Below are 23,950 nucleotides of genomic sequence, written 5' to 3'. Positions count from 1 at the left end.
TTAGAACTCCAGGAAGCTCATGGAAGCTTCCACCGCTTCATCGGTCTGGCTGTCGTTATAGGCGTTCCACCGGGCGGTATCCCAAATTTCCGCTCTGGTCGCCGCGCCGATCACGGTCACGTCTTTTTCCAGCCCCGCGTGATCCCGCAGGTTCTGGGGGATCAGAATACGCCCCTGCTTATCCGGCTCCACCTCGGCGGCCCCGGAAAAGAAGTAGCGCTGGATCGCTTTCCCCTGGGCCATGGGAATGGCAGAAACCTTCTCCACCAGGCGTTCCCATTGCTCGCTGGAAAGCACGAAAAGGCAGCCGTCCAGACCCTTGCTGACGTAAAACTTGTCGCCAAGGTCTTCACGGAACTTGGAAGGAACCGTAACACGGCCCTTCAGATCCATATTATGTTGATATTCGCCCATCAACATAACGCGCTTATCCTTTTCTCTCTTAAAAGTTCAGCCGGGAAAGAGAGCCTTTTGGGATTGAAGTGTTTTTTCAGTCCACTTCCACCACTTTTAAACCACTATGTGGAACTTTCACCCACTTTCCACCACCTGACAGCATTATTATAGCCTACAGCCCATCAGAAAGCAACTGTAAAAAAGAGGAAGAAATTGGGCGGAAAGCCGCACAGAATCTATGTTCGGCACTACTTCAAGGGGAACAAAAATTCCCCTCACAATATCTTGTGAGGGGAAAACCTACGTTCGTTTTTAGATTGTGTAACTTCGCCAAAAATATCTTTTTAGATTTGTGAATTTCGCTGAGAAGCTTTGATGTTTTGTCTGGTTTTTCGCAGCTCTGCGAGGCTTTCCGACAAGGATTCGTCTGTTCTGCGCATCAGATCCTCCACGTAGTCGTTGCTGGCCTTTCGCATTTCCTTAAACTTGGCCTGGGCCTGGGCAAGCAGCTCATTGGCCTTCGCCTGGGCCTGGCGCACGATCTCGTCCTGCTCGATCAAGGCGTCCGCCTTTTCCTGGGCTGCCCGCAGGATAGAATCGGCCTCTCGGTGGGCCTCTTCAATAATCTGGGTGCGGTCTGCCACAATGGCTTTTGCCTTGCGTACCTCAGTGGGGATCTCTTCCTTGATCTCATCCAGGATCTGGCGCACTTCCTCCCCATCAACGAACACCTTTCCAGCGGAAAGAGGCATTTTCCAGCCCTTTTCCAGCACATCATACATTTCTTCAATAAGGTCTTCAATGGTGGACTGATTGTTGCTCATACTCAAAAACCCGTTCCTTTCTTCCGCCCGATCTCAGAATCTGCCCTGGTTTCCGGCGATTTCCTAAAATTTCGGCAAAGCCCTGCTTCCGCACTGGTCACTCAGGGCGTTCTGCACAGCCGCTCCTTAATGGTTTGCAGGATACAGGCAGGCACAAAGTGGGAAATATCCCCGCCAAAGCCCGCTACCTGCTTTACCATGCTGGAGCTTAAAAACATATTTTCCGCGCTGGTGGCCAAAAACATGGTCTCAAGCTCCGGATTCAGCTTCTTATTGGTCAGGGCCTGCTGGAATTCGTATTCAAAATCCGACATGGCCCGAAGCCCCTTGATAATGGTCATAGCGCCCTTTTCCCTGGCGTAGTCCGCCAGCAGGCCTGTGACCTTGTCGATCTCCACATTCTCAAGACGTTCCTCCGCGCATACCCTGTGCAGCAACTCCATGCGCTCTTCCACGGAAAAGCTGGCTGTTTTGCTGGGGTTTACCGGCACCGCCACGATGATCCGGTCAAAAATGCGACTGGCCCGGCTGATGATATCGAGATGGCCCAAGGTGACCGGGTCAAAGCTGCCGGGACAAACTGCGATCCTCATACCGGGTCTCCCCTTTCTTCTTCAGCTTCCTGCCTGTGGTACGCCGTAAGCAGGATCCTTCCGTAGCGGTATTCCCTGCTTTTGCAAAACTCCCCTGCCCGAGAGGGCAGCTCCTCTTCCCGGGGGTGCTCGCAGAAAATGACTCCACCGGGAGCCATATGCTCTGTTACAAGCGGCAGGGCCCGCTGCAGCAGACCCGTTTCATAGGGCGGGTCTAAGAAGGCGATATCAAAAACGCCCCGCTCACGCCGAAGGAAAGCGGAAAAATCGCTGTGAACGATCTTGGCCTGCTCCGAAAAACCGGAGGCGGCCACATTCCTTTCCACCACCCGAATGGAAGCCGGAAGCGAGTCTACGAACACGGCTTCCCCGGCCCCGCGGCTCAAAGCCTCCAATCCGATCTGGCCGGAGCCCGCGAACAGATCCAAAAACCGCTTCCCCCCAAGGGAAAACTGCAAAATGTCAAACAGAGCTTCTTTAACACGGTCTGTTGTAGGACGCACCTGCATTCCTTCCAGGGCGATCAGCTTTTTCCCTCGTTTTGAGCCTGAGATGATGCGCATAACACAAAACGCCTTTCTTCCGCGCCCGGTGATTTCGAAATCATCTAAGCGCTATTATCCCATTATTCCGGCAATCTGTCAACCATTCGGCAGGATTTCCCCAGAATTTTCCTTCTTTTCCGCCGTTTCCCCATGGAAAAAGCGATATACGCGCAGAGCGGCGGGCTTTGTCATGCCCGGAGCATCCTCCAGCTCCTTCAGATCTGCCTCGCTGACGGCGGCAACGGTTTTGAAATATTTCATCAGCGCCTTTGCCCTGGTTTCTCCGATCCCCTCAATGGAGGTAAGAGTAGAAGAAATGGAGGATTTTTTCCGCTGCTGCCGGTGATAGCCAATGGCAAATCGGTGCACCTCGTCCTGAATGGAGGAAACCAGCGTAAAGGCCCGCCGGGTGGTGCTGATGGCGATCTCGCCGCCGGTTTGCGCGATGGCCCGGGTGCGGTGCTTATCGTCCTTTACCATGCCGAACAGCGGCACGGTGATCCCCATTTCGTCCAGTACCGGCTGGACCGCGGCCACATGGCCCTTGCCGCCGTCCAGTAAAATCAGATCCGGCAGGCGGCCGAAGCCCTCGGTATCTCCCTGTGCCTGATGGGCCCGGTATTCCTCAAAACGCCGCCGGATCACTTCTCGCATGGAGCCATAATCGTCCTGGCCGGATACGGTTTTGATCTTAAATTTCCGATAGGCGGATTTTAAGGGGCGGCCATTTTCGAACACCACCATACCCGCCACATTGTCCGCGCCCTGCTGGTTGGAGATATCGTAGGACTCGATATAGGCGGGTGCCTTTTCCAGCCCCAGGAGCCTGCGGAGCTCGTCCAGGGCGGAGGCGTCCCGCCCCGAGGTGCCTGTGTGCCGGGCAATGCTTTCCGCGGCGTTGCTGCGGCACATCTGTACCAGCTGATACTGTTCGCCCCGCTGGGGGACCGTGATCTTCACAACTCTCCCCCGTTTTTCCGAAAGCCAGCGGGTGATCAATTCCTCGTCCTCCACAGGGCCGTCCGTCACAACGACAGGCGGGATCCTGTCCCGGATCGCGTAATACTGGCGTAAAAATTCAGAACGGGCCTCCGGATCCGGCTGGCAGCCCTCAGTGAGAAAGCTTTCCCGGTCGCTGAGTTTGCCGCCGGTAAAGCGAAACACCTCAAAAGCCGTGTGAGTCTCTCCCTGGGCCAGAGCAAGCACGTCCTGCTCCTTCACACGGCTGGCCACTACCTTTTGCCGCTCCTTCAGCTTATTGATGGCGGCGATCCTGTCCCGCAGCCGGGCGGCCAGCTCAAACTCCATATTCTGAGCGGCCTCTTCCATTTTCACGGTCAACGCTTTTACCGAGGTGGTGCTGCCGCCCTTGATAAAATCCAGAGCCTCCTGAAAGGCCTCGTTGTATTCCTGCTCGCTTATCTTTCCCCGGCAGGGGGCGCAGCACTGCTTGATATAGTAGTTGAGGCAGGGCCTGCCTTTGCCGAAATCCTGAGGAAATTTCCGGCCGCAGGAGGGGAGCTTAAATATTTTCTGGGCGGAATCGATAGTTTGCCGAATGGACCAGAAGCTCATATAGGGGCCGATGTATTTTGCACCATCGTCCTCGACCTTTTTGACCTCGCTGATCCGGGGCCAAGGGCCGCCGCTGATGCGGATATAGCTGTAGCCCTTATCGTCTTTCAAAAGGATATTGTATTTCGGCTGGTTCTGCTTGATAAGGCTGCTTTCCAGTATAAGGGCCTCAAACTCGCTGTCTGTCACGATATACTCGAACCAGTCCACATTGGAAACCATGCGCCTGACCTTTTCCTCGTGATTTTTCTCCGAACCGAAATACTGGCTGACCCGGTTCTTCAAGGCTTTTGCCTTGCCGATATAAATGATCTCCCCGGCTTTGTTGTGCATCAGATATACGCCGGGAAGCAGAGGCAGCTTCATGGCCTTCTGCCGCAGCTCCCGCTTTTTTTCTTCCTGCTCCGTCATTGCCTGCCGCCTCCTGTTCCGCGAAAAAGCGGACCCGGCGAAAACCACTCCGCCGGGCCCGGGCAGATCCTGCCGCTTTCGCCTTTTCTCCCTTTGTCTCTACAAAATGAAAGAGGAACCCTAACGGTTCCCTTTCAAAGCATCAAATATTTTGCTGACAGTACTGAAAGATCACTCCGCAAAGCCGGAATTCACCAGATCTACCAGAGAATCCACCGCCTGCTGCTCATCGGAGCCATCGGCAATGATGCGAATGGTCACACCGCCAACGATTCCCAGAGACAATACGCCCAGCAAGCTTTTGGCATTTACTCTTCTTTCTTCCTTCTCTACCCAGATAGAGGACTTGAACTCATTTGCCTTCTGGATAAAAAAAGTAGCGGGACGAGCATGAAGACCTACCTGATTCTGAACCAGAACTTCCTTCGCGCACATGCAGATTCACTCTCCTACATAATTTGAAAACTCAGTTTACAAGACTGCTCTGAAAAAACAGTCTAACGAACAAAAAGCAACCAGAAATCGATACAATTATAGCATATATTTTGCCGCCGTCAACACAGTTTCCAGATTTTTGGATTCCTGAACAGACCCCCAAAAATTTCAAGCCGCCACTTTGTGCAACTTGCTTACTATGTTGAAAACTTTTTGCTCACTTTGTTGTCCTGAAGCCGGCCGCCACTCCATATCCTGTGGGGAAATTATTTCCTCCCACAAAACAGCTTCGGCCGGTTTCCCTGAAATTATGCAGGAGCGCTCCCCCTTCAGGGAAGTTTTTTCTGTTCCCAGAGAAGTTTTCTGTCCTCCGGGGAAAGCGCCGCCTTCTCCAAAAGATCCGGTCTGTTCCGGGCCGTGATCTCCAGGGATTTCCCGCGCCGCCAGCGCCTGATATTTTCATGGTGGCCGCTGAGCAGCACAGCTGGCGCTTCTCTGCCCCGCCACACCTCTGGGCGGGTATACTGAGGATATTCCAGAAGGCCGGAAAAATGGCTTTCTTCCGTATAGCATTCCTGGTCGGAAAGCACGCCGGGCAGCATTCTGCTGACGGCGTCCGCCAGGATCATGGCGGGCAGCTCGCCTCCGGTAAGCACATAATCCCCGATGGAGATCTCTTCCGCCTCATACTCCTCCAAAAGCCGCTCGTCCACGCCCTCATAGTGCCCGCACAGAACAGTCAGGTTTTCCAGAGCCGCCAGCCGCCTGGCGTCCGCCTGAGAAAGCACCCGCCCTCTGGGGGACATATAAAGTATATGCGGGCGTTTTCCCAAATGTTCTGTCAGGGCGTCGATCCCTCTGGCAAAGGGCTCCGCCGTAAGCAGCATACCCTTCCCGCCGCCAAACACGGTATCGTCTACCCGGCGGTTTCTTTCGTCCGGGGAAAAATCCCGCAGCTGGTGGCAGCAGAGCTGCAAAACGCCTTTTTTTCTGGCCCTGCCTACGATGCTGGTTCCCAGTACTGGAGGGAACAGCTCTGGAAACAGGGTGAAAATATCGATCCGCATCAGGCCTCTACCCCTCCTTCATCAAAAATACCGGGAATGGGCAGCAGCTCAATCACGCCCTCCTCCGGGGCGATCCGCCGGATCATGTGGGGCACCGCCGGAAACAGATACTCTTTCCCGTTCTCGTCCACAATACGGTACACATCATTGGCCCCGGTGGGAAGCACCTCCTGAAGGATCCCATAGCGCTTCCCGGTGTTGGCGTCTACGGCGGCAAGGCCCAGAAGATCCTGAAGGAAATAAGTGCCCGGTTTTAAGGGAGCGTCTTCCCTGGAAAGGTACAGAAGCTTTCCCCGAAGGGCCTCGGCCTGTTCCACAGACCCCACCCCCCGCAGGGTAAGCAGCAGCCTGTCCTGATGGATCCGGGAAGAAATCAACCCCGCGTCGGTTTTCCCTTCGTCAAACCAGAACCTTTTGATCTTTTTCAAGAATTCCGCGGAATCCGCCCAGGGCTCCAGGCAAAGCTCGCCCCGCACCCCGTGACTTTTCACGATCCGCCCGGCTTCTAAATACTGCTTGAGCACGGAAACCACACCCCACTTTCCTTTCTGACCGCCTTGCAAATAAGAACTTGTACCAATAGAATAAAATGTACAGCTTTTCGGCAGATTTTATCGGGAACTGTGTTGTAAAAACTTGAAAATCGCAAGATTTCCTACGTTTTCACGCCTTGTTCCCGGTAAAATCCGCTCGTAAATCTGCACATGTAGCCTATCGGTACAAGTTCTAAAAAAGGGCGGCCCTTTTCTCCAAAGCTTTTGGGGAAAACAAGGCCCAGCCCATTTTCAGGAACCCGCATTCACAACCGGGAATACAGGTTCTATGTTCGGTCAGTCGATTTCGACCATGATCTTTTTATTCTCCCGGATAGCGGCAGCACGCATGACCACCCGGATCGCCTTGGCGATCCTGCCCTGCTTGCCGATGACCCGTCCCATATCGTCCTCTGCCACATGCAGATGGTATACGGTGGCGCCGCTTTCCGCTTCCTCCACGGTCACAGACACCTGCTCCGGCTTTTCCACCAGACCGGAGGCGATCACCTTCAGCAATTCCTGCATATTCATCGCATTCATCCCTTTCTGTACACAATGGAAACGCGGTGCACGGTTTTTCCAGATCAGATCACGCCGTGCTTCTTGAACAACGCCTTTACGGTATCGGTGGGCTGCGCGCCGTTCTCGATCCACTTCTTGGCCTTTTCGGGGTCCACCTTCACCACACTGGGCTCCTCCATGGGGTTATAGTAGCCGATCTCCTCAATAAAGCGGCCGTCTCTGGGGAAGCGGGAATCCGCCACCACAATACGGTAAAAGGGAGATTTCTTTGCGCCCATTCTTCTCAGTCTGATTTTTACTGCCATAGTTCTTTCCTCCAATTTTTGATTCTAGCTTCCAAAACAAACAGGTACTAGATTTTTAATATATAGACAACGGGGGATTCCCGTGATCTTCTGTAAAAAAAGCTTCTCTCAAAGCCCCGGGAACCCGCCGCCCATCATGGGGGGCATTCTCCGCCGCTTCCCCTTGCCGCCGAACTGCTTCATCAGCTTTTGGGTCTGTCGGAACTGGTTCAGGAGACGGTTCACGTCCTCCACCTTCTGACCGCAGCCCGCAGCGATCCGCCGTTTTCGGGAAGCGTCCAACACATCGGGGTGGGATCGCTCATAGGGCGTCATGGAAAGGATAATGGCCGCCGTGCGGTCCATGATCCGGTCATCCAGCTCCACATCGTCCAGCTTGTTTCCCATACCGGGGAGCTTGGAAAGAATTCCCTTGATGGGCCCCAGCTTCTTCACCTGCTGAAACTGCTCCAGCATATCGTTTAAGTCCAGCTTATTGCTCATCAGGCGTTCCGCCGTTTTGGCCGCCGCCTTTTCGTCCAGCTTCGCCTGGGCGTCCTCGATCAGGGTGAGCACATCGCCCATGCCCAAAATGCGGCTTGCCATGCGGTCCGGGTGGAACACTTCGAAATCGGAAAGCTTTTCTCCCGTACCGGCAAATTTGATAGGCTTTCCCGTTACGGCCTTGACGGAAAGGGCCGCGCCGCCTCTGGTATCGCCATCCAGCTTTGTCAGGATCACGCCGGTGATATCCAGCAGATCGTCAAAGGATTTCGCCACATTGACGGCTTCCTGACCGGTCATGGCGTCTACCACCAGCAAAATATCCGTGGGAGCCGCCGCTTCCTTCAGCCTGCGCAGCTCGTCCATCAGCTCTTCGTCGATCTGCAGACGGCCAGCGGTATCGATGATCACATAGTCGTTGCCGTAATCTTTGGCGTGCTTTATCGCCTCCTGCGCGGTCAGCACGGGGTCCTGGGTCCCCTTCTCGAAAACAGGGGCTTCCGCCTTTTCCGCCATGACCTGCAGCTGCTTGATGGCGGCGGGGCGGTAAATATCTCCCGCTACCAGCAGAGGCCTGTGTCCCTGGCTTTTCAGCGTATGGGCAAGCTTTGCCGCATGAGTGGTTTTACCGGCACCCTGCAGGCCGCACATCATAATAACAGCAGGCGGGTGCGCGGGACTTTTCAAACGCTCTTCGCTTCCTCCCATCAGGGAGGTGAGCTCCTCATTGACGATCTTGATCACCATCTGCGCGGGGGTCAGGCTTTCCATCACTGCCGAACCAACAGCGCGCTCCGTCACCTTTGCGGTAAATTCCTTTGCCACCTTATAGTTGACATCGGCCTCCAGAAGGGCCAGGCGCACCTCGCGCATGGCCTCCTTTACGTCTGCCTCCGTCAGCTTTCCCTTGCTTCTCAGCTTCTTAAACGAATTGCTCAGCTTATCGGCCAATCCCTCAAACGCCATGCTTGCGCCTCCCTTCTTTCCGTGCCGTGTTTTTCTTTCCTAAGAACCGCTTATTCCTCGTCGGCGATCTCCTGGGCCTGCGTCAGGATCTTAGCGGCGTTTTCATCGATCCCAGGCACTCCGCCGGCCTGCGCGTTTATTTCCTGAATATTCAAAGCGCAGTCGCAGATGGCGGTCAAAGCCTCCTGCACATGCTGGAAGCGCCGGGCCAGGCCCAGCCGCTCTTCCATTTCAAAAAGCTGCTGCTCCGCCCGCTTTACGGCGTCCCGCACCCCCTGCCGGGTAATTTCCCGGTCCAGGGCGATCTCCCCCAGAGAGAGATCCTGATTGTAGTAGGCCTCCACCATTTCCCGCTGGGGCGCGGTGAGCATATCGCCATAAAAATCCAGCAGATACGATACCTTCAAATCCTTTGCCACGGCGCTCTCTCCTTCTCCAGCGGTTTCGACACGAAGCCTGCCTGTAAAGTTTTTCTCTTTACAACGTTTTGCATTATACACTGCCCTGCTGGGTTTGTCAACAGGAAATCGAAAAAAAAGTTATGGAAACCAAGGGGGTTTTTCACGAAGCGGTTTGCCTTTTCCCGCTCCAGATGATAGAATAAGGAAAAATCACAAAAAGGAAGACGGCCTTATGATCTATTTTAACTGCGATTACAATGAGGGCGGACACCCGAAGATCCTGGAGGCCCTTGCCGAAACCAACCTAGACCAGACCCCCGGCTACGGTGAGGATCTGTACTGCGGCCATGCCAGGGCGCTGATCCGAAAGGCCTGCGGCGCGGAACAGGCCGGGGTACATTTTTTCATTGGCGGTACTCAGGTCAATTTCACGGTGATCCGGGCGGCCCTGCGGCCTCATCAGGGGGTGATCTCTCCGGCAACGGGGCACATCAACGTTCACGAGACCGGCGCGGTGGAGGCCACCGGGCACAAGGTGCTTTCGGTTCCCTGCACGGTGGAGGGCAAGCTGACCGCCGCCCAGGTAGACAGGCTTTGCACGGAGCACTACAGCGAAAGCGTTCCCACGGAGCACATGGTGCAGCCGAAAATGGTATACATCTCTCAGCCCACGGAAAACGGCGCGCTGTACAGCAGAGAAGAGCTTGCCGCCCTTCATGACGCATGCAAAAAGTGGGATCTGTATCTCTTTGCGGACGGCGCCAGAATGGGCTATGGGCTTACCAGCGCCCGGGCGGAATACACCTTAGAAGACATGGCAAAATTCTGCGATGTGTTCACCATCGGCGGCACGAAATGCGGGGCGCTGTTTGGAGAGGCGGCGGTGCTCACAAACCCGGAGCTCGACAGGGATTTTCGTTATGCCATCAAGCAAAACGGCGCGATGCTCGCGAAGGGACGGCTTTTGGGACTGCAATTTGAAGCGCTGTTTACGGACGGAACCTATTTTGAGATTTGTAAAAGGGCCAATTTGCTGGCGGAAAAAATCACCGCCGCCTGCCGGGAAGCGGGCTTCCCGGAATATGCCCCTTCCCCCACCAACCAGCGGTTCTTCATTTTCCCGGACGATGTGCTGAAGCGCTTGGAAGAAAACTATGTGTTTTCCTTCTGGGAAAAAACGGACGAAGTCCATACCGCCGTGCGGATCTGCACCAGCTGGGCCACCGCAGAGGAAAATGTGAACGCGCTGATCCGGGAGATCCGGGAAGCAAAATAAAAAACCATCCGCAAAGGGGAACCCTCCATGAAAAAGAAAGTGATCATCGGGATTTGCGTTCTGCTATTACTGGTGCTTCTGATTCCGATTCCGAACCATTTGAAGGACGGCGGAACCGTTCAATACCGTGCCCTGCTGTACACGGCAGAAAAGGTCCATCGGCTCAATCCGGTAGATTCGAAGCAGCTATACCAGGAAGGGATCATTCTGGAAATTTGGGGGATCAAAGTGTTGAACACCGTGAAGTGAAGAAAAAATAGCGCAAAGGAATCGCCGCAAAACACTTGGTTTTGCGGCGATTCCTTTGTGATTCAGATGTTGGCAACAGGGGGCAATAAATTACAGTTTAGCGGACTAGTTGTTAGTCGTTAGAGAAGAGCAAGCCCTCTTCTTTTGTCATTCCGAGGAACGCAGTGACGAAGAATCTCGTCCTTGATTCCGAGAAAAGGGAGAAGGACGAGATTCTTCGCTTCGCTCGGAATGACAGGAGGGTGGTGTGCAGATAACCGCTAAATTCCAATTTACCGAACAGTTCCCCACTGTCATTCTGAGGAACATAGTGACGAAGAATCCCGACCTTTATTCCGGGAAAAGGGTGAAGGACGAGATTCTTCGCTTCGCTCAGAATGACAAGAGGGTGGTGTGCAGATAACCGCTAAATTCCAATTTATAGAACAGTTCCCCACTGTCATTCTGAGGAACATAGTGACGAAGAATCCCGACCTTTATTCCGGGAAAAGGGCGAAGGACAAGATTCTTCACTTCGTTCAGAATGACAGGAGGGTGGTGTGCAGATAACCGCTAAATTCCAATTTATAGAACAGTTCCCCACTGTCATTCTGAGGAACGCTGTGACGAAGAATCTCGTCCTCGATTCCGGGAAAAGGGTGAAGGACGAGATTCTTCGCTTCGCTCAGAATGACAGGAGGGTGGTGTGCAGATAACCGCTAAATTCCAATTTAGCGAACTTTGCCCTTGCCTTTCTAATTGCTCATTCCTCATTGCTAATTTCTAATTGCCCTTGGGTAAGGGAATTTTTTCTCCCTCAATGACAAGCGACTCCACTTCCTCTAAAGATACTAACCGCGCGAACGCCGCTGTGTAAAAGCATTGGAAGCATTCTTCCCGGGGCTCTGAAATCCCCATCGTGGAGGAAAGCAGTCCGGCACTTTCCTGCTGCTGAGTGCTGGAAAGCACTGTGCCGTCCTTCAGCGTGATGGTGAATTCCAGGTTCTCCCGGCGGGAGAGCTCCACCTCCCCTTCTACGGTATAGCCTACGGCCAGAGATAAGGGAGAAAGTGTGATTTCTTCCAAAACGGCTTCTTCCCCTTCTATGGTCACGTGCTGGCCGGCGGGCAGGCTGAGAGACAAGTCCTGTGCCTCCACAGAAAAAGATAGCTTCCAGCTGTCCTCGATCCTGCTTTCCCGGAAAAGCCTGTGGGGATTCAGCACCAGATTTTCCAGAGTAAGCTCCATAGCTCCCGTGGGGATCGGTTCTGCTTCCTGCCAAGTGATCACATACTCCAGCGTGTCGTCTCCCGAAAGCTGGTCGCTTACACCGGCGCCGCCGCCCTCCAAGGCGCGGGAGCCGCCTATTTCCAGCCGACTCCAGTCAAAGGACAGCTCGTTCCCGTCCAGGCCCTTTTTGTAAACGCTGAGCACCGCTACACAGGTGTGGCGGTCTCTCAGTACAGACCTTACCGTAACGGTGACGCCGCTGCTTTCCACACTGACCCCCACCGGCTGGCCCAGCCTTTCCAGCAGCTCCAGCTCCGGCCCGGTTCCTTCCGGATATCCGGCAAACGCCGGAGAGAACAAATCGGCCAGTTCATAAATTCTTCCTCCGGCGGCTCCCGCGCAAACCGCCAGACTCAGTACCAGCGCGGCAGCGACCGCGATCACCCACCGCGGCCTGCGAAAGCCCAGGGGCCTTTTCTTTTCCTCCGCGGCGGACAACACCAGGCCGTTGTTCAGCCCTCCCATGGCCCGCAGCAGCCTTTCACTTTTTCTGTTTTCTTCTTTCACAGCTCTATTCCCTCCTTCGCAAGATATTCCCGCAATTCTTTTCTCATACGAAACAGCATGGATTTCACCTTTCCCTGGCTCATACCGTATGCCCGGGCGATCTCCCGCAGGGAATCGGCATACCAGTACCTGCGCAGAAACACCAGGCGCTTTTCTTCGGGCTGGGCGTACAGAAAGCGTTCCAGGCACTGTGTGACAGCGCGATCCTCCGCCCCCTGCTCCACGCTGACCACGGCGGGAACGCATTCCTCCAGCTCGGAAAGCAGCAGCTCCCTTTGGCCGCCTCCCCGTTTTTTCCGGGCGGAAAGCTTTGCGCGGTTCAGGGCGATATTCCGAACGGTTTTTCCCAAAAAAGCCTTCAGCTGCTCCGGGCAGGCGGGCGGAATAGCCTGCCACAGCGCCAAATAGGCATCGTTTACACATTCCCTGGCGTCGCTTTCATTGCGCAGAATGTGGTATGCAATAGCACGGCAATAGCCTCCATAGGCTTCCTCGGTAGCCGCTATGGCAGCTTCCCTGCGCTGCTGGTACAGAGAAACGATCTCCTGATCCGTCATGTTTTTCCTCCTCTCCGTAGGATATGAAAAAGCCTTTTCACCTCTAAAGACAACAAAACAAGCAAATGGTTTCGCTGAAACAACAAAAAATTTCCCGGCCGGAAAAGCATTTCCGCCGGGGAATTTTTTAGTAAGATCGTGCAAGCACATATCGATCAACTATAAAAGTTTTTGGTATTCAGCAGTAGTACTCAATTTCTCCAAAATACTCCTGCCACTTATTGATAACATCTAAAACACGAATTTCAATTACGTCCATCAAATTTCGCAGAGTACGAGGGGGAATTTGAGAATGGTTATGACACAACAAGCAACGTCCGGCTTTTGTGATCCATATTTTGGTAGCATTCCCGGTAGGCTTTCCCTTTATTACATGAACGTGAACGGGCTCCAAGGGAATGTTTTCATTCGCCCAGAAGTAAACCCGGGCGTGTTCGCACAAACAGGAGGATACGGATTTTGAGCAAAATTTTGCCAGCTTCAAGATAAAAATTTGCAGATGTACTCCCGTACTTCAAGAATTTTTATCGCCGAAGATGACAAAATTTTGCCAAAAGCTGCGTGCTACCGTTTGTGTAAACACGCCCTATAACCGCCTATCTTAAAAATTTGAGGCATTCCCCTCCACTCCTCCTTCCCGGGCAAAACGGATCAGCAAATGTGCGGAGGACGAAACAATTTCATGAATTTTCTCCATCTCCTGTTGGTCAAACCCCTGAATCCCCGTCCATCGATACTCCGGAAGGCTGCATACGGCAGATTTAAATCCGCCCTCACACGGCTTTTCCACATAAACCTTGACCTGTTCTTTTCCATCAATCATTTGAGCTTCCGAATGAACAATCTCCGTGCCATCTGGCAAAGTTAGAAAAGGATACATCATTGCCGCTGCCTCCTCAAATCTTTTTCACACCGAAGCTGGTTTTTTCGCCGTTTACGTCCCACTCGGCGGTGTAGCCGGAAAGCTCGCCGTAATGGCAGGCTTCTCCCAGCACGTCTCCCAAAATGGCGGCTTCGTTTTTCCTGAGGACTTCTTCGATCTTCTTACTGCCGCTCTGGAACACCTCAATGTGATCGGTGACCACAAAGCCCGCGTCCTTCCGCATGGACTGAAGTTTGGAAACGATCTCCCGGACAAAGCCTTCTTCGATCAGGGCCTCGGTCAGGTTCGTATCCAGCGCCACAGTGAGCCCACGGTCGGAAACAGAGGTGAAGCCCTCCTTCTGGGCGGTTTCGATCAGCAGCTCTTCCTCGGTCAGGGAGATCTCTCCACCGGAAAGGGAAAGCTTCAGAGCGCCGGTTTGATCCAGTTCTTTCTTGGCCGCCGCGCCGTCCAGATTTTGCAGGGCGGTTCTGATCTCGCCGATCTGCTTGCCGTATTTCTGGCCCAGAAGACGAAGCTGGGGCTTGAAGGTATAGGCGATCAGATCTGACAAATCGCTGAGGAAAGAAAGCTCTTTTACGTTCAGCTCCTGCAAAATGATATGGCGGTACAGCTCGCCCAAATCGGAGCGGGCGTCAGTATACAGCGTTTGCAGAGGCTGGCGGTTTTTCCGGTTGGAAAGATTTCTGGCGGCGCGGCCCAGGGTGACCACCTTCAGCACCTCGTCCATATCGGCTTCCAGGGCGCTGTCGATCCGGGTTTCCTCGCAAACAGGGAACTCGCAGAGATGAACGCTTTCCGCAGCGCTTCGATCTACGGAACACACCAGGTTCCGATAGATCTCCTCACTCATAAAGGGGACCATGGGAGCCGCCAGCTTTGCCACGGTGACAAGAGTGGTATACAGCGTCATGTAAGCGGCGGTCTTATCCTCCGTTTCGCCCTGTACCCAGAAGCGCTCCCGGCTGCGGCGAACGTACCAGTTGCTCATTTCGTCCACAAAATCCTGAAGCGCCCTGGCGGCCTCCGGCACGGCATAGGCAGAAAGATTCCTGTCTACTTCCCGTACCGTGGTATTCAGCCGGGACAACAGCCAGCGGTCCATCACCGTCAGCTTGCAATCGTCCAGGCGGTATTTCGTGGGATCGAATTCATCGATATTGGCATACAGCACAAAAAAGGCATAGGTGTTCCAAAGGGTGGAGAAAAACTTCTTCTGGCCCTCTATGACGGCCTTTTCATGGAACTTGCTGGGAAGCCAGGGGGCAGAGTTGGTATAGAAATACCAGCGCAGGGAATCCGCGCCGAATTTTTGCAGGGCCTCCATGGGCTCCACAGCGTTGCCCTTGGACTTACTCATCTTCTTGCCCTCTTCGTCCTGCACCAGGCCCTGCACCAGCACATTTTTATAGGGCGCCTTGTGGAACAGCAGGGTGGAAATGGCAAGCAGCGTATAGAACCAGCCCCTTGTCTGGTCTACCGCCTCGGAGATAAAGTCCGCCGGGAACTGCTGCTCGAACAGTTCCTTGTTTTCAAAGGGGTAATGGTGCTGGGCGAAGGGCATGGAGCCGGAATCGAACCAGCAGTCGATCACCTCCGGCACGCGCTTCATCTGCTTGCCGCAGTGAGGACAGGTGATGGTCACCTCGTCCACATAGGGGCGGTGCAGCTCAATGTTCTCCGGGCAGTTGGGCGACAGCTCCCGCAGCTCCTGAATGCTGCCGACAGCGTGGCGATGACCGCATTCGCATTCCCAGATATTCAGAGGCGTGCCCCAGTAGCGGTTTCGGCTGACGGCCCAATCCTGCAAATTTTCCAGCCAGTCCCCAAACCGGCCCTTACCGATGCTTTCGGGCAGCCAGTTTACCGTGTTGTTATTCCGGATGAGTTCTTCGCGCACATCGGTCATTTTAATATACCAGGATTCTCTGGCATAGTAGATCAGCGGCGTATCGCACCGCCAGCAGAAGGGATAGCTGTGCTCGAATTTGGGCGCGGAGAACAACAGGCCCCGCTCCTCCAGATCCTGCAAAATGGGGGTGTCCGCGTCCTTGCAGAAGGTGCCCGCCCATTTGGTTTCGGCGGTCATTTTTCCCTGGCCGTCCACCAACTGCACCAGGGGCAAGCCGTATTTTCTGCCCACCTTGGCGTCGTCCTCGCCGAAGGCCGGGGCAATATGAACCACGCCGGTGCCGTCTGTCAGGGTCACGTAATCGTCGCACACCACGTACCAGCACTTTTCCTTGGGGCTTACAAAATCGAACAGGGGCTCATATTCCTTGTGCTCCAGGTCCGAGCCCTTGTACTCCTCCAAAATTTCATACTCGCCTTCTCCCAGCACGGTATCGCACAGGGCCCTGGCCAGATAATAGGTTTCTCCCTTGGAGGAAACCTTTACATAGTCCTCCCCGGCGTTGACGCACAGCGCCACGTTGGAGGGCAGCGTCCAGGGGGTGGTGGTCCAGGCGAGAATGAAGGCGTCCTCCCCTTTCACCCGGAACTTAGCCACGGCGGAACGCTCCTTCACGTCCTTATAGCCCTGGGCCACCTCGTGAGAGGAAAGGGGCGTGCCGCACCGGGGGCAGTAGGGCACGATCTTAAAGCCCTTATACAGCAGCCCCTTCTCCCAGATCTGCTTTAAGGCCCACCATTCGGACTCGATAAAGCTGTTGTCATAGGTGACATAGGGATCGTCCATATCGGCCCAAAAGCCTACGGAGCGGGAGAAATCCTCCCACATTCCCTTATATTCCCATACGCTTTCCTTACACTTATCGATAAAGGGCGCAATGCCGTAATGCTCGATCTGCTCCTTGCCGTTGATGCCGAGAAGCTTTTCCACGCCCAACTCCACCGGCAAGCCGTGGGTGTCCCAGCCGGCCTTTCTGGGTACCAGGTTGCCCTTCATAGTCTGGAACCGGGGGAACAGGTCCTTAAAGGCACGGGTCTGCAAATGGCCGATATGGGGACGGCCGTTGGCGGTTGGCGGGCCGTCATAGAAGGTATAGACGGGATCGTTTTTCCGCTGCTCCATGCTTTTTTCAAAAATATGGTTTTCCCGCCAGAACTGCTCCGTTTCCTTTTCCCGCTCCACAAAATTCAGATTGGTGGAGACCTCCCTGTACTTGCTCATACCGATCCTTCCTTTCCAAAATTACCGCATAAAAAGGGCCTTCGCCCCGATGACGGGACGAAAGCCGCAGCTTCGCTATACCACCCGATATCCATCAATATGGGCCCCGGTAACGGCGGGGTGCCGTCTCCCCTACTAAGAGGCCAAGGGCCGCCTTTCAGCTTGCGACTTGGGAGGGATATCGAGGAACCTGCTTTCCACGGATACTCGCACCGGCTCGCACCATGAAACGGCCTTTCCGTTTCCCGCCGGCTCTCTGCAGCTTTCCCGCGCCTCGACCTGTCTCCGTCACGGTCTTTTTCCTTTGACTTTGTTTTACCATAAAAGCGCGGAGAAGTCAAGATAGATTCTGGATGCTGGATTCTGGATGCTAGACGGTGATGGTACCGCTATGCGCAATGAGCAATAAGAAATGAGCAATTAGAAAGGCAAGAGCATAGTTCGATAAATTGGAATTTACGGGTGCACCGCTTACTCCCCATCTATCATTCTGAACGAAGTGAAGAATCCCGTTCTTTGCCCTTTTGTCCTGGAATTAAGGACAAGATTCTTCGTCACTTCGTTCCTCAGAATGACAGTGGAGAACTGTGTGCTAAACTACAATTTATTGCACACTCTTTCCCTTTCACTGCTCATTGCTAATTTCTCATTGCTACTTGTGTTCTCCGTCCGGCGTTTCCTTTTTCAATGTTTCGCTTTTCCTGCCTGTCTCCGAAAATTTTTCTTGACAACCGCGGCTATGGGTTTTATAATTTAGGAAACTTAATTAAGAATACTAAATAACAGGAAGAAGGGATTTCTTGGAATCCATCAATCGTCCGGAACTGGTAAAGGAACACAACCTGAATCTTGTGCGCAAGCAGCTATTTGAGCTGCGGCAGGCTACCCGCCAGCAGCTCAGTGCCGCCACGGGCATCAGCAACGTTACCATGGGCAGCCTGCTTTCCCAGCTTTTGGAAACCGGGGAAGCGCTGGAGGCTGAAAAGATCCCGTCCGCCAGGGGAAGGCCCGCCGTGGTATATTCCTATCACGCTTGCCGCCAGTACGCTTTGCTGCTCTCCGTGGGCTTTGAAAAAACGGAATACCGCTTTCGGGCTGTCCTGATCAATCTGTACGGCGAGGTTGTTTGGGAAGAAACACGTCCCGCCGCCTGTTTGGGCTACGAAGAGACCCTGGAATATCTGAACCGCCTGCTCCGGGTTCGGGAGCCGGTAGGCGCTATCGGCATCGGTTTACCCGGCATCGGTTTTGGGGAATATCTGCACAAGGGGAAAGGGGCTGAGTATCTTTCCCTGGAAGCATTGGAAGTGCTGCGGCAGAAAACCGGGCTCCCCATTCAGGTGGAAAACGACGTGAACCTTGCCGCCATGGGCTATGCGGAGCACAACGGGATCGGCCCCCAAAAAACGTTGGCCTACCTCTACCTGATGCGGGGAACCTACGGCGGTTCCGCCGTTTACTTAAACGGCAAGCTGCACTTGGGAAAAGGCCGGTTTGCCGGTGAAATGCTGCCCCCGCCTTACAATTCCGGCTGGTTTCATATGGACCCGGAAAACTCCGAGGCCATAGAGGAGGCTCTTTTTACCACGCTCCTCCCCTATCTTACCATTCTGGCCCCTCACCATTTGGCGATCGCCAGCGATTATATCAGGGAAGAACAACTCAGGTCGGTAGAAGCCCGGCTGTCCGCCCTGGTAGGCCCCCAGCACTGTCCTGAATTTTCCCCGGCGGGAGATTTCAGGCGGGACTATCAAAAGGGCTTGGAGCGAATGACCCTGGAGCAGCTGCCCTTCCCCATCGGAACGCAATAAGGACGCTTTTTCTGTTCTTCTATTACGAGCACTCTATTTTGAAAGGACTATAGACTTATGAGTACAAAACAAAAAAATTTAGACATGACCCAAGGGAACCCCACCAGGTTGCTGGTTCTCTTCGCGATCCCCATGTGGATCGGCGGTATTTTCCAGCTGCTGTATAATCTGGTGGATACCTGGGTGGTCGGAAAATTTGTAGATCTCAATGCCCTTTCCGCCATGGGCTCCGCAGCCACCACCATCTTTTTCCTGATGATGATGGGTCAGGGCGTCACCAACGCGATCTCTGTTATTCTGGCTCAGGCGGAAGGCGCCCGTCAGGAAGGGCTTATGAAAAAAGCTGTGGCCCACGCCTATTATCTCACCCTTGCGTCTGGGCTGATTCTGGGCCTCTTCTCCTTTTTCGGCGCCCGCCCCATCATGGAGCTTTTGCAGACTCCTTCCGAAACCATAGACCAGGCGGTGCTTTACATTCAGATCGTAGGCGGCCTTTCCATCGGGCAAATCGCCTATAATGCCTCCACCTCTGCACTGCGGGCCATTGGCGATTCCAGAACTCCCCTTTATTTTCTGATTTTTTCCTCGCTTCTCAATGTGGCGCTGGATCTCCTTTTTGTACTGGCATTCCACCGCGGCATAGACGGCGTGGCCTGGGCCACAGTGATTTCCCAGATCGCCTCCGCCGTTTTATGCAGCGCCTACATGCTGAAAAAATATAAAAAGCTTTGTCCCGATAAAGAAGCCTGGCGGTTCGACGGCAAAATACTGCGGGAATATTTTCGCATTGGGATCCCCATGTGTGTGCAGAGCGCCGTGTTGTGCGTAGGGGATATGATCATTACCTCTGTCATCAATTCCCATGGCGCGGACGTTATGGCGGCTTACACCATTGGCAGCAAGGTGCAGCAGCTGGCTACCGTTTCCTTCTCCAATCTGGCCTTCTCCTTTTCTGTTTATTCCGGCCAGAACTTCGGCGCAAGGCAATATGAGCGTGTCAAAACCGGCTTAAAAAAGGGACTGCTTCTTATCGGAGGCCTGGCTCTTGTTTCCACGGTAATTATGCTGATTTTTGCCCCGCTCCTGGCCCCGCTGTTTATGAAGGAGGCGAACCCCTTTGTACTGGACGCCTCCATTTCCCTGACCCGTATTCAGGCGGTACTGTTTGTGGCGCTGGGGGCCATTTGGGCGGTCAATTCCACCCTGCGCGGGGTGGGACAGGTAAACATCACCTTAGTCTCCAGCGTTGTGGAGCTGGCCTCGAAGATCGGGCTTTCGCTGCTGCTGCCCTTTGCTTTCGGCAGTATCGGCATGGCGGAATATCTTGGCATTTGGATGGCCGCTCCCATCGGCTGGGTGCTGGGGCTGATTCCTTCCTTCTTCTTCCTGCTCCATTGGTTTAAGCACCCGGAAAAGAAAAAGCAGTTCGAAGCGGCGCCTCAGGCGGAGTAGCCGTTATATCGCTGTCAAGATCATAAAAAAGCCGTTGCAGTTCATTTCTGCAACGGCCTTTTTATGATCTTGAACATTTCGTGGGCTGGTTCAGCCTATTTTTTCACAATACCTCATCAGCACCGAAGCCACTTCAGCCCTTGTGGCTTTCCCTTGGGGATCGAGAATTCCGTTTCCCTTCCCGGAGAGAATCCCGGTTTCCACTGCCCAGCAAAGGGCCGGTTTTGCGTACTTGCTGGCTTTTTTGCTGTCTGTGAAGGCTTCCAGATTTTCGGTAGTTTTCGGACTTCCCGCATAGCGGTACAGCATGCTGACCAGCTGCTCTCTGGTAACGGGATCGTCCGGGCCGAACAGGGTTTCGCTGTACCCGGCCACAATTCCCTGCTCCGCCGCCCAGGCGATGGCTTCGGAATAGTATTCTCCGGGGTCTATATCGGTAAACGACATAGACGCGTCGGTTTCCGGGTTTCCCTCCAGGCGGTATAGAATTGCCGCGATCATGCCTCTGGTAGTGGCCGTATTGGGTGAGAAGGTGGTTTCTCCCGTACCGGCCATTAACCCTTGCTCGTACATGAACTTTACAGCTTCATAGTACCAGCTGCTTTCCGAAACATCGGTAAAGGGTAATTCAACAACAGGCGGGTCTGGCGGTATGAAAATCGGAGGATTAGGCGGTGTGGGCGGCGTTGGTTCTTCCGGTTTTTCCACCTTTACCGTGCGGGTTATCTCCGTAAGATTTCCCGCTTTGTCAGTGGCGCTGTATCTCACTGTGTAGGTTCCAGCCGTTTCAGTATCTAATTCAGAGGCGTCGATCTCCAGCTTGCTTTGTATCTCCGTATCCTGGTTATCTGCCACTTCCGCGCCCGGCTCTTCGTATACTTCCCCCAGCTTAATTGTAAGAGGGTTCTCTCCCAGCAGGGTGATCACCGGCGGCTCTTTATCGATCCAGTCCACCGTGGCGATAGCTGACCCCTTATTTCCTGCTTCATCTTCAAACTCGTAGGTGAAGCTGCCGTTTTCTGGGAAGGTGTGGCTCAGGCCTCCGTCACTTGTTACCGTTACTTCTTCTGATGGAGTAATGGCAGCAATCACGTCCTGGTTCGTCAGCTTGTGGGGGGAATACGTTATGGTGGCGGTGGGCGCTTCTTTATCGATCCAGGTAACTGAGGCGGCTACTGTGCCTTTTGTTCCTGCGGCGTTTTGAATCTCGAATTCAAAGCTTCCGTTCTCTGCAAACACATGGGTATTGCTGCCGCTGTTATTAAGGATTGTGATAGTGGAGTCTACTGTTAGAGTAGCGGTAACATCTTGATTGGTAGGACCAGTGATATCATAGCTTATGGTTCCTGTAGGCAGGGACTTATCGATATTGCTTACGGTAGCGGTAGCTGTGCCCTTGTTTCCAGCTTCGTCCTCAAATTCAAAGGTGAAGCTGCCGTTTTTGGTGAAGGTATGGCTCAAGCTGCCGTTTTCAGTATTTGTCACAGTAACCGGTTCTGAGGGGGTAATGGCAGCTACTACATCTCCGTTGGTGGGCTGGGTAGTGGAATAGCTTACAGTAGCAGTAGGCGCTGTCGTGTCCTGTACGATAACTTCCCTCTCCACGGTGGTTTCATTGCCTGCGTGATCGGTAGCGGTGTAGGTTACGGTATACGTTCCGCACTTTGCTGTGTTTACCTGGGAGGCGTCTATTTCAAGTTTGCCGTCCAGCTTTCCCGCTTTGATATCCGGGTCTAAATTGTCTGTTACTACTGCTCCGAGCTCGGTATAGGATTCTCCGCATTCTATGATTTGTGGAGAAGAGCTTTGCAGTTCTATCTCTGGCGGGGTGTTGTCTACATAAACGATATCAGAAACTACCTCACGGGAATACATGTTGTGATAGGAAATCACGCCGTCTGGAATGATATAACGGAAGATTCCGTCTCCGGTTAAAGAATCGCTATAAGCCCTTCCAGGAATTATTAGAAAAAAGGATTCTGAAGTTCTGCGCATTCCCGTTAGCCTCAAAAACGATTCATTAAAGGTTCCGTTTGCAATTATTTTCGGCGTATTATTATGGCTTATAACGAAATCCCACATAATATCAGGTGAGCCAGGAATAATTTCACCGTTACATTTAGCTGTAATTGCAACTTCCAAGGAAGTCCCCTTCCGAATCGCTGTGTGGCTTTGTACGATCTCCAATTCCGGAATAGGAACAATATCCGGATCACGAAATCCTGCCTTTATCACAGCCTTTTCCGGCGTGATGCTTTCTACCTTCAAATACGCACCTGTGTAGATATCATCGTAAAAGTCGCTGTTAGGTACAGTTTGAGAGGTAAATGTGTCTCCAGTTGAATATACATCGCTGTCGTCATAAAGATTAAGCTTTACATCAAGATCTCTAATTCTTCCGCTCTTATAGACGGGTACAATATAACTCATGCTATTCTTATATTGCCTTGAACCAGTGAGGGTTGTATCACAATGCCAAATTACTATCCCTGGTGAATCTGAGAAAAAGTCTTCCCCCCAGTAGTTTTCTCCCATACCTCCCGACCGATACTCCGCTATATAGAATTCCGTAAAAGGAAGTAAAAGAGGATCTGGTACCAGAACCACAGCTCTATTCGCATCTTCCGGCTGATTTGTGAGTGATTCCACCGCATATAAGTCTATTTCTTTCTCCAGATCTCCAGTCAACCCTTCACAGGTCAATATCTCAGGCTCGATCCAGCCAAGCAACCATTTGTAATAAGCATTAAAGTAATTGTCTCCACTTCCCATTACTTCGTCTAAATTCTTATCTATATAGCAGTAAGAGTAAGGAGGGCGATAGATATAATTGTCCTTTAGCCCCAATAGATGTCCTATTTCATGAATAGTAGTAACAGTGGTAGTGCTCATTGGCTCAACTACATAAAAATTCACTTTAACATTATTAGACACATAATCCAAACCCAACGCTTGTGGACCTAAAGCTTGATGTCCTAACTCCCAAAGAAACTTTGTAGGAAGTGCAAATTCTACTATCAGACAGTCTAAAACGTTATCCTTATTGCTATCATACTCATTCAAATCAAGCCCTTGCGCAACGTTATAGTCCAAAGCCTCTTTCACAAGAGCACTCCAATTATCAAGATTATCTGAATAGAAATACAATTCTTCCGGCGCGGTATACACATCTAAAATATCGCCGGTAATGTTTAACTTCCCGTATGACTGATAATGGTAAAACGCTCTCAGCGATTGTTCACACACTTTCTTGTTGGGATCATACGCACCAAAGAAAAGGCGCGGTATACTATTGTAAGCTTCTTGACAATCGGCCACTTTATGATCCGAAAACTCTATGGGAAGAATAAGCGCTTTCACTTTTCCTGTAGACGGCAAAGGGTGAGCATGCCTTAATTGTTCAACAGCGGCTTTTTTCTCTTGGTTCTTCTCAATGAAATTAGCAGAATTGCTCTGAAGCAAAGAGGAATGTAATTTTTCTGCCAACTCTATATCTGTGTTACAACAAGGAATATGCTCTTTTGGCCGTAGTTCACTTTGTGCCGCCTGCTCCTGTGCAAATACAAAAAGACCTTGTGGTAGTATCAGAACAGAAATAAGCAAAATAGAAAGTAAGCGTTTCATAAAATCACCTTTGGGATAGTTGCTGGGGGATAAGGAAGAGAGCTTTCAAAAGGAACGGGCAGGAAATAGTGCTGGTATTTCCTGCCTGCCTTTTTGTGTTTGGAAATACGTCTCACCGTGAGACGTATTT

The 23,950-nt window shown here is 52.8% G+C and carries 22 protein-coding genes; 4 read left to right on the top strand and 18 right to left on the bottom strand.

From position 1 onward, the window contains the following. The 12 genes from mraZ to U8T64_RS10960 form a co-directional block, all read right to left on the bottom strand. Positions 1-420, bottom strand: a complete 420-nt coding sequence (gene mraZ / locus U8T64_RS11015) for a division/cell wall cluster transcriptional repressor MraZ (RefSeq protein WP_322183494.1) — start codon at positions 418-420, stop codon at positions 1-3. Between the two features lie 320 nt (positions 421-740). Continuing rightward, on the bottom strand, positions 741-1,220 hold the full coding sequence (locus U8T64_RS11010) for an ATP synthase subunit B family protein (RefSeq protein WP_322183493.1): 480 nt from the start codon (positions 1,218-1,220) through the stop codon (positions 741-743). A gap of 101 nt (positions 1,221-1,321) precedes the next feature. Continuing rightward, a complete protein-coding gene (coaD, locus tag U8T64_RS11005; RefSeq protein WP_322183491.1) occupies positions 1,322-1,813 on the bottom strand; it encodes a pantetheine-phosphate adenylyltransferase in 492 nt (163 codons plus the stop codon). Beyond that, on the bottom strand, positions 1,810-2,376 hold the full coding sequence (gene rsmD, locus U8T64_RS11000; RefSeq protein ID WP_322183489.1) for a 16S rRNA (guanine(966)-N(2))-methyltransferase RsmD: 567 nt from the start codon (positions 2,374-2,376) through the stop codon (positions 1,810-1,812). Before rsmD ends, coaD begins: the two co-directional genes overlap by 4 nt. A gap of 78 nt (positions 2,377-2,454) precedes the next feature. Next, positions 2,455-4,344: an excinuclease ABC subunit UvrC gene (gene uvrC / locus U8T64_RS10995; protein WP_322183487.1), complete on the bottom strand. Its 1,890-nt coding sequence runs from the start codon at positions 4,342-4,344 to the stop codon at positions 2,455-2,457. A gap of 171 nt (positions 4,345-4,515) precedes the next feature. Continuing rightward, complete coding sequence (locus tag U8T64_RS10990; RefSeq protein WP_322183485.1) at positions 4,516-4,779, bottom strand: HPr family phosphocarrier protein; 264 nt, start codon at positions 4,777-4,779, stop codon at positions 4,516-4,518. 329 nt (positions 4,780-5,108) lie between these two features. Beyond that, positions 5,109-5,846 (bottom strand): tRNA (guanosine(37)-N1)-methyltransferase TrmD, encoded by a 738-nt coding sequence (gene trmD / locus U8T64_RS10985; protein ID WP_322183484.1) that lies wholly within the window; start codon positions 5,844-5,846, stop codon positions 5,109-5,111. Then, positions 5,846-6,379 (bottom strand): ribosome maturation factor RimM, encoded by a 534-nt coding sequence (gene rimM, locus U8T64_RS10980; RefSeq protein ID WP_322183482.1) that lies wholly within the window; start codon positions 6,377-6,379, stop codon positions 5,846-5,848. The genes trmD and rimM overlap by 1 nt, the downstream gene beginning before the upstream one ends. Positions 6,380-6,676: 297 nt before the next feature. Further along, positions 6,677-6,907, bottom strand: coding sequence for a KH domain-containing protein (locus tag U8T64_RS10975; protein ID WP_322183543.1), 231 nt, complete (start codon positions 6,905-6,907; stop codon positions 6,677-6,679). Between the two features lie 59 nt (positions 6,908-6,966). Then, positions 6,967-7,209, bottom strand: coding sequence for a 30S ribosomal protein S16 (gene rpsP / locus U8T64_RS10970; protein ID WP_322183480.1), 243 nt, complete (start codon positions 7,207-7,209; stop codon positions 6,967-6,969). 108 nt (positions 7,210-7,317) lie between these two features. Then, the gene (ffh, locus tag U8T64_RS10965) at positions 7,318-8,658 is read right to left on the bottom strand and encodes a signal recognition particle protein (protein WP_322183479.1); all 1,341 of its coding nucleotides are present in this window, start codon (positions 8,656-8,658) and stop codon (positions 7,318-7,320) included. 50 nt (positions 8,659-8,708) lie between these two features. Next, positions 8,709-9,077 (bottom strand): DNA-binding protein, encoded by a 369-nt coding sequence (locus U8T64_RS10960; RefSeq protein ID WP_322183477.1) that lies wholly within the window; start codon positions 9,075-9,077, stop codon positions 8,709-8,711. A 214-nt stretch (positions 9,078-9,291) separates the two neighbouring features. Between U8T64_RS10960 and U8T64_RS10955 the strand changes: the two genes are divergently transcribed. Both U8T64_RS10955 and U8T64_RS10950 read left to right on the top strand, forming a co-directional pair. Next, positions 9,292-10,335, top strand: a complete 1,044-nt coding sequence (locus U8T64_RS10955) for a threonine aldolase family protein (RefSeq protein ID WP_322183475.1) — start codon at positions 9,292-9,294, stop codon at positions 10,333-10,335. Between the two features lie 27 nt (positions 10,336-10,362). Then, entirely contained in the window at positions 10,363-10,584 is a 222-nt protein-coding gene (locus U8T64_RS10950; protein WP_322183474.1) for a hypothetical protein, read from the top strand. Positions 10,585-11,346: 762 nt separating this feature from the next. On the opposite strand, the gene U8T64_RS10945 is transcribed toward U8T64_RS10950, so the two are convergent. The 5 genes from U8T64_RS10945 to ileS form a co-directional block, all read right to left on the bottom strand. Further along, positions 11,347-12,360 (bottom strand): DUF4179 domain-containing protein, encoded by a 1,014-nt coding sequence (locus tag U8T64_RS10945; RefSeq protein WP_322183472.1) that lies wholly within the window; start codon positions 12,358-12,360, stop codon positions 11,347-11,349. Then, complete coding sequence (locus tag U8T64_RS10940; RefSeq protein WP_322183470.1) at positions 12,357-12,917, bottom strand: RNA polymerase sigma factor; 561 nt, start codon at positions 12,915-12,917, stop codon at positions 12,357-12,359. The genes U8T64_RS10945 and U8T64_RS10940 overlap by 4 nt, the downstream gene beginning before the upstream one ends. A 178-nt stretch (positions 12,918-13,095) precedes the next feature. Next, entirely contained in the window at positions 13,096-13,359 is a 264-nt protein-coding gene (locus tag U8T64_RS10935) for a DUF4160 domain-containing protein (protein ID WP_322183541.1), read from the bottom strand. A 159-nt stretch (positions 13,360-13,518) separates the two neighbouring features. Continuing rightward, positions 13,519-13,800: a hypothetical protein gene (locus tag U8T64_RS10930; protein ID WP_322183468.1), complete on the bottom strand. Its 282-nt coding sequence runs from the start codon at positions 13,798-13,800 to the stop codon at positions 13,519-13,521. Between the two features lie 13 nt (positions 13,801-13,813). Beyond that, complete coding sequence (gene ileS, locus U8T64_RS10925) at positions 13,814-16,933, bottom strand: isoleucine--tRNA ligase (RefSeq protein WP_322183466.1); 3,120 nt, start codon at positions 16,931-16,933, stop codon at positions 13,814-13,816. A gap of 800 nt (positions 16,934-17,733) precedes the next feature. Here ileS and U8T64_RS10920 point away from each other — a divergent pair. Together U8T64_RS10920 and U8T64_RS10915 are read left to right on the top strand one after the other, a co-directional pair. After that, positions 17,734-18,744, top strand: coding sequence for an ROK family protein (locus U8T64_RS10920; RefSeq protein ID WP_322183464.1), 1,011 nt, complete (start codon positions 17,734-17,736; stop codon positions 18,742-18,744). Positions 18,745-18,801: 57 nt separating this feature from the next. Continuing rightward, positions 18,802-20,196 carry an MATE family efflux transporter gene (locus U8T64_RS10915; RefSeq protein ID WP_322183463.1) on the top strand — a complete coding sequence of 465 codons (1,395 nt, stop codon included), beginning with the start codon at positions 18,802-18,804 and terminating at the stop codon, positions 20,194-20,196. A 90-nt stretch (positions 20,197-20,286) separates the two neighbouring features. Here U8T64_RS10915 and U8T64_RS10910 read toward each other — a convergent pair whose 3' ends face one another. Further along, positions 20,287-23,820 carry an immunoglobulin-like domain-containing protein gene (locus U8T64_RS10910; RefSeq protein ID WP_322183461.1) on the bottom strand — a complete coding sequence of 1,178 codons (3,534 nt, stop codon included), beginning with the start codon at positions 23,818-23,820 and terminating at the stop codon, positions 20,287-20,289. Positions 23,821-23,950 lie beyond the last annotated feature (130 nt).

This window comes from Neglectibacter caecimuris (assembly GCF_034335015.1).
Lineage (GTDB): Bacteria > Bacillota > Clostridia > Oscillospirales > Acutalibacteraceae > Acutalibacter > Acutalibacter caecimuris_A.
The sequence above is the reverse complement of the archived record's forward strand: the minus strand, read 5'-3'. Positions and strand labels throughout refer to the sequence as shown.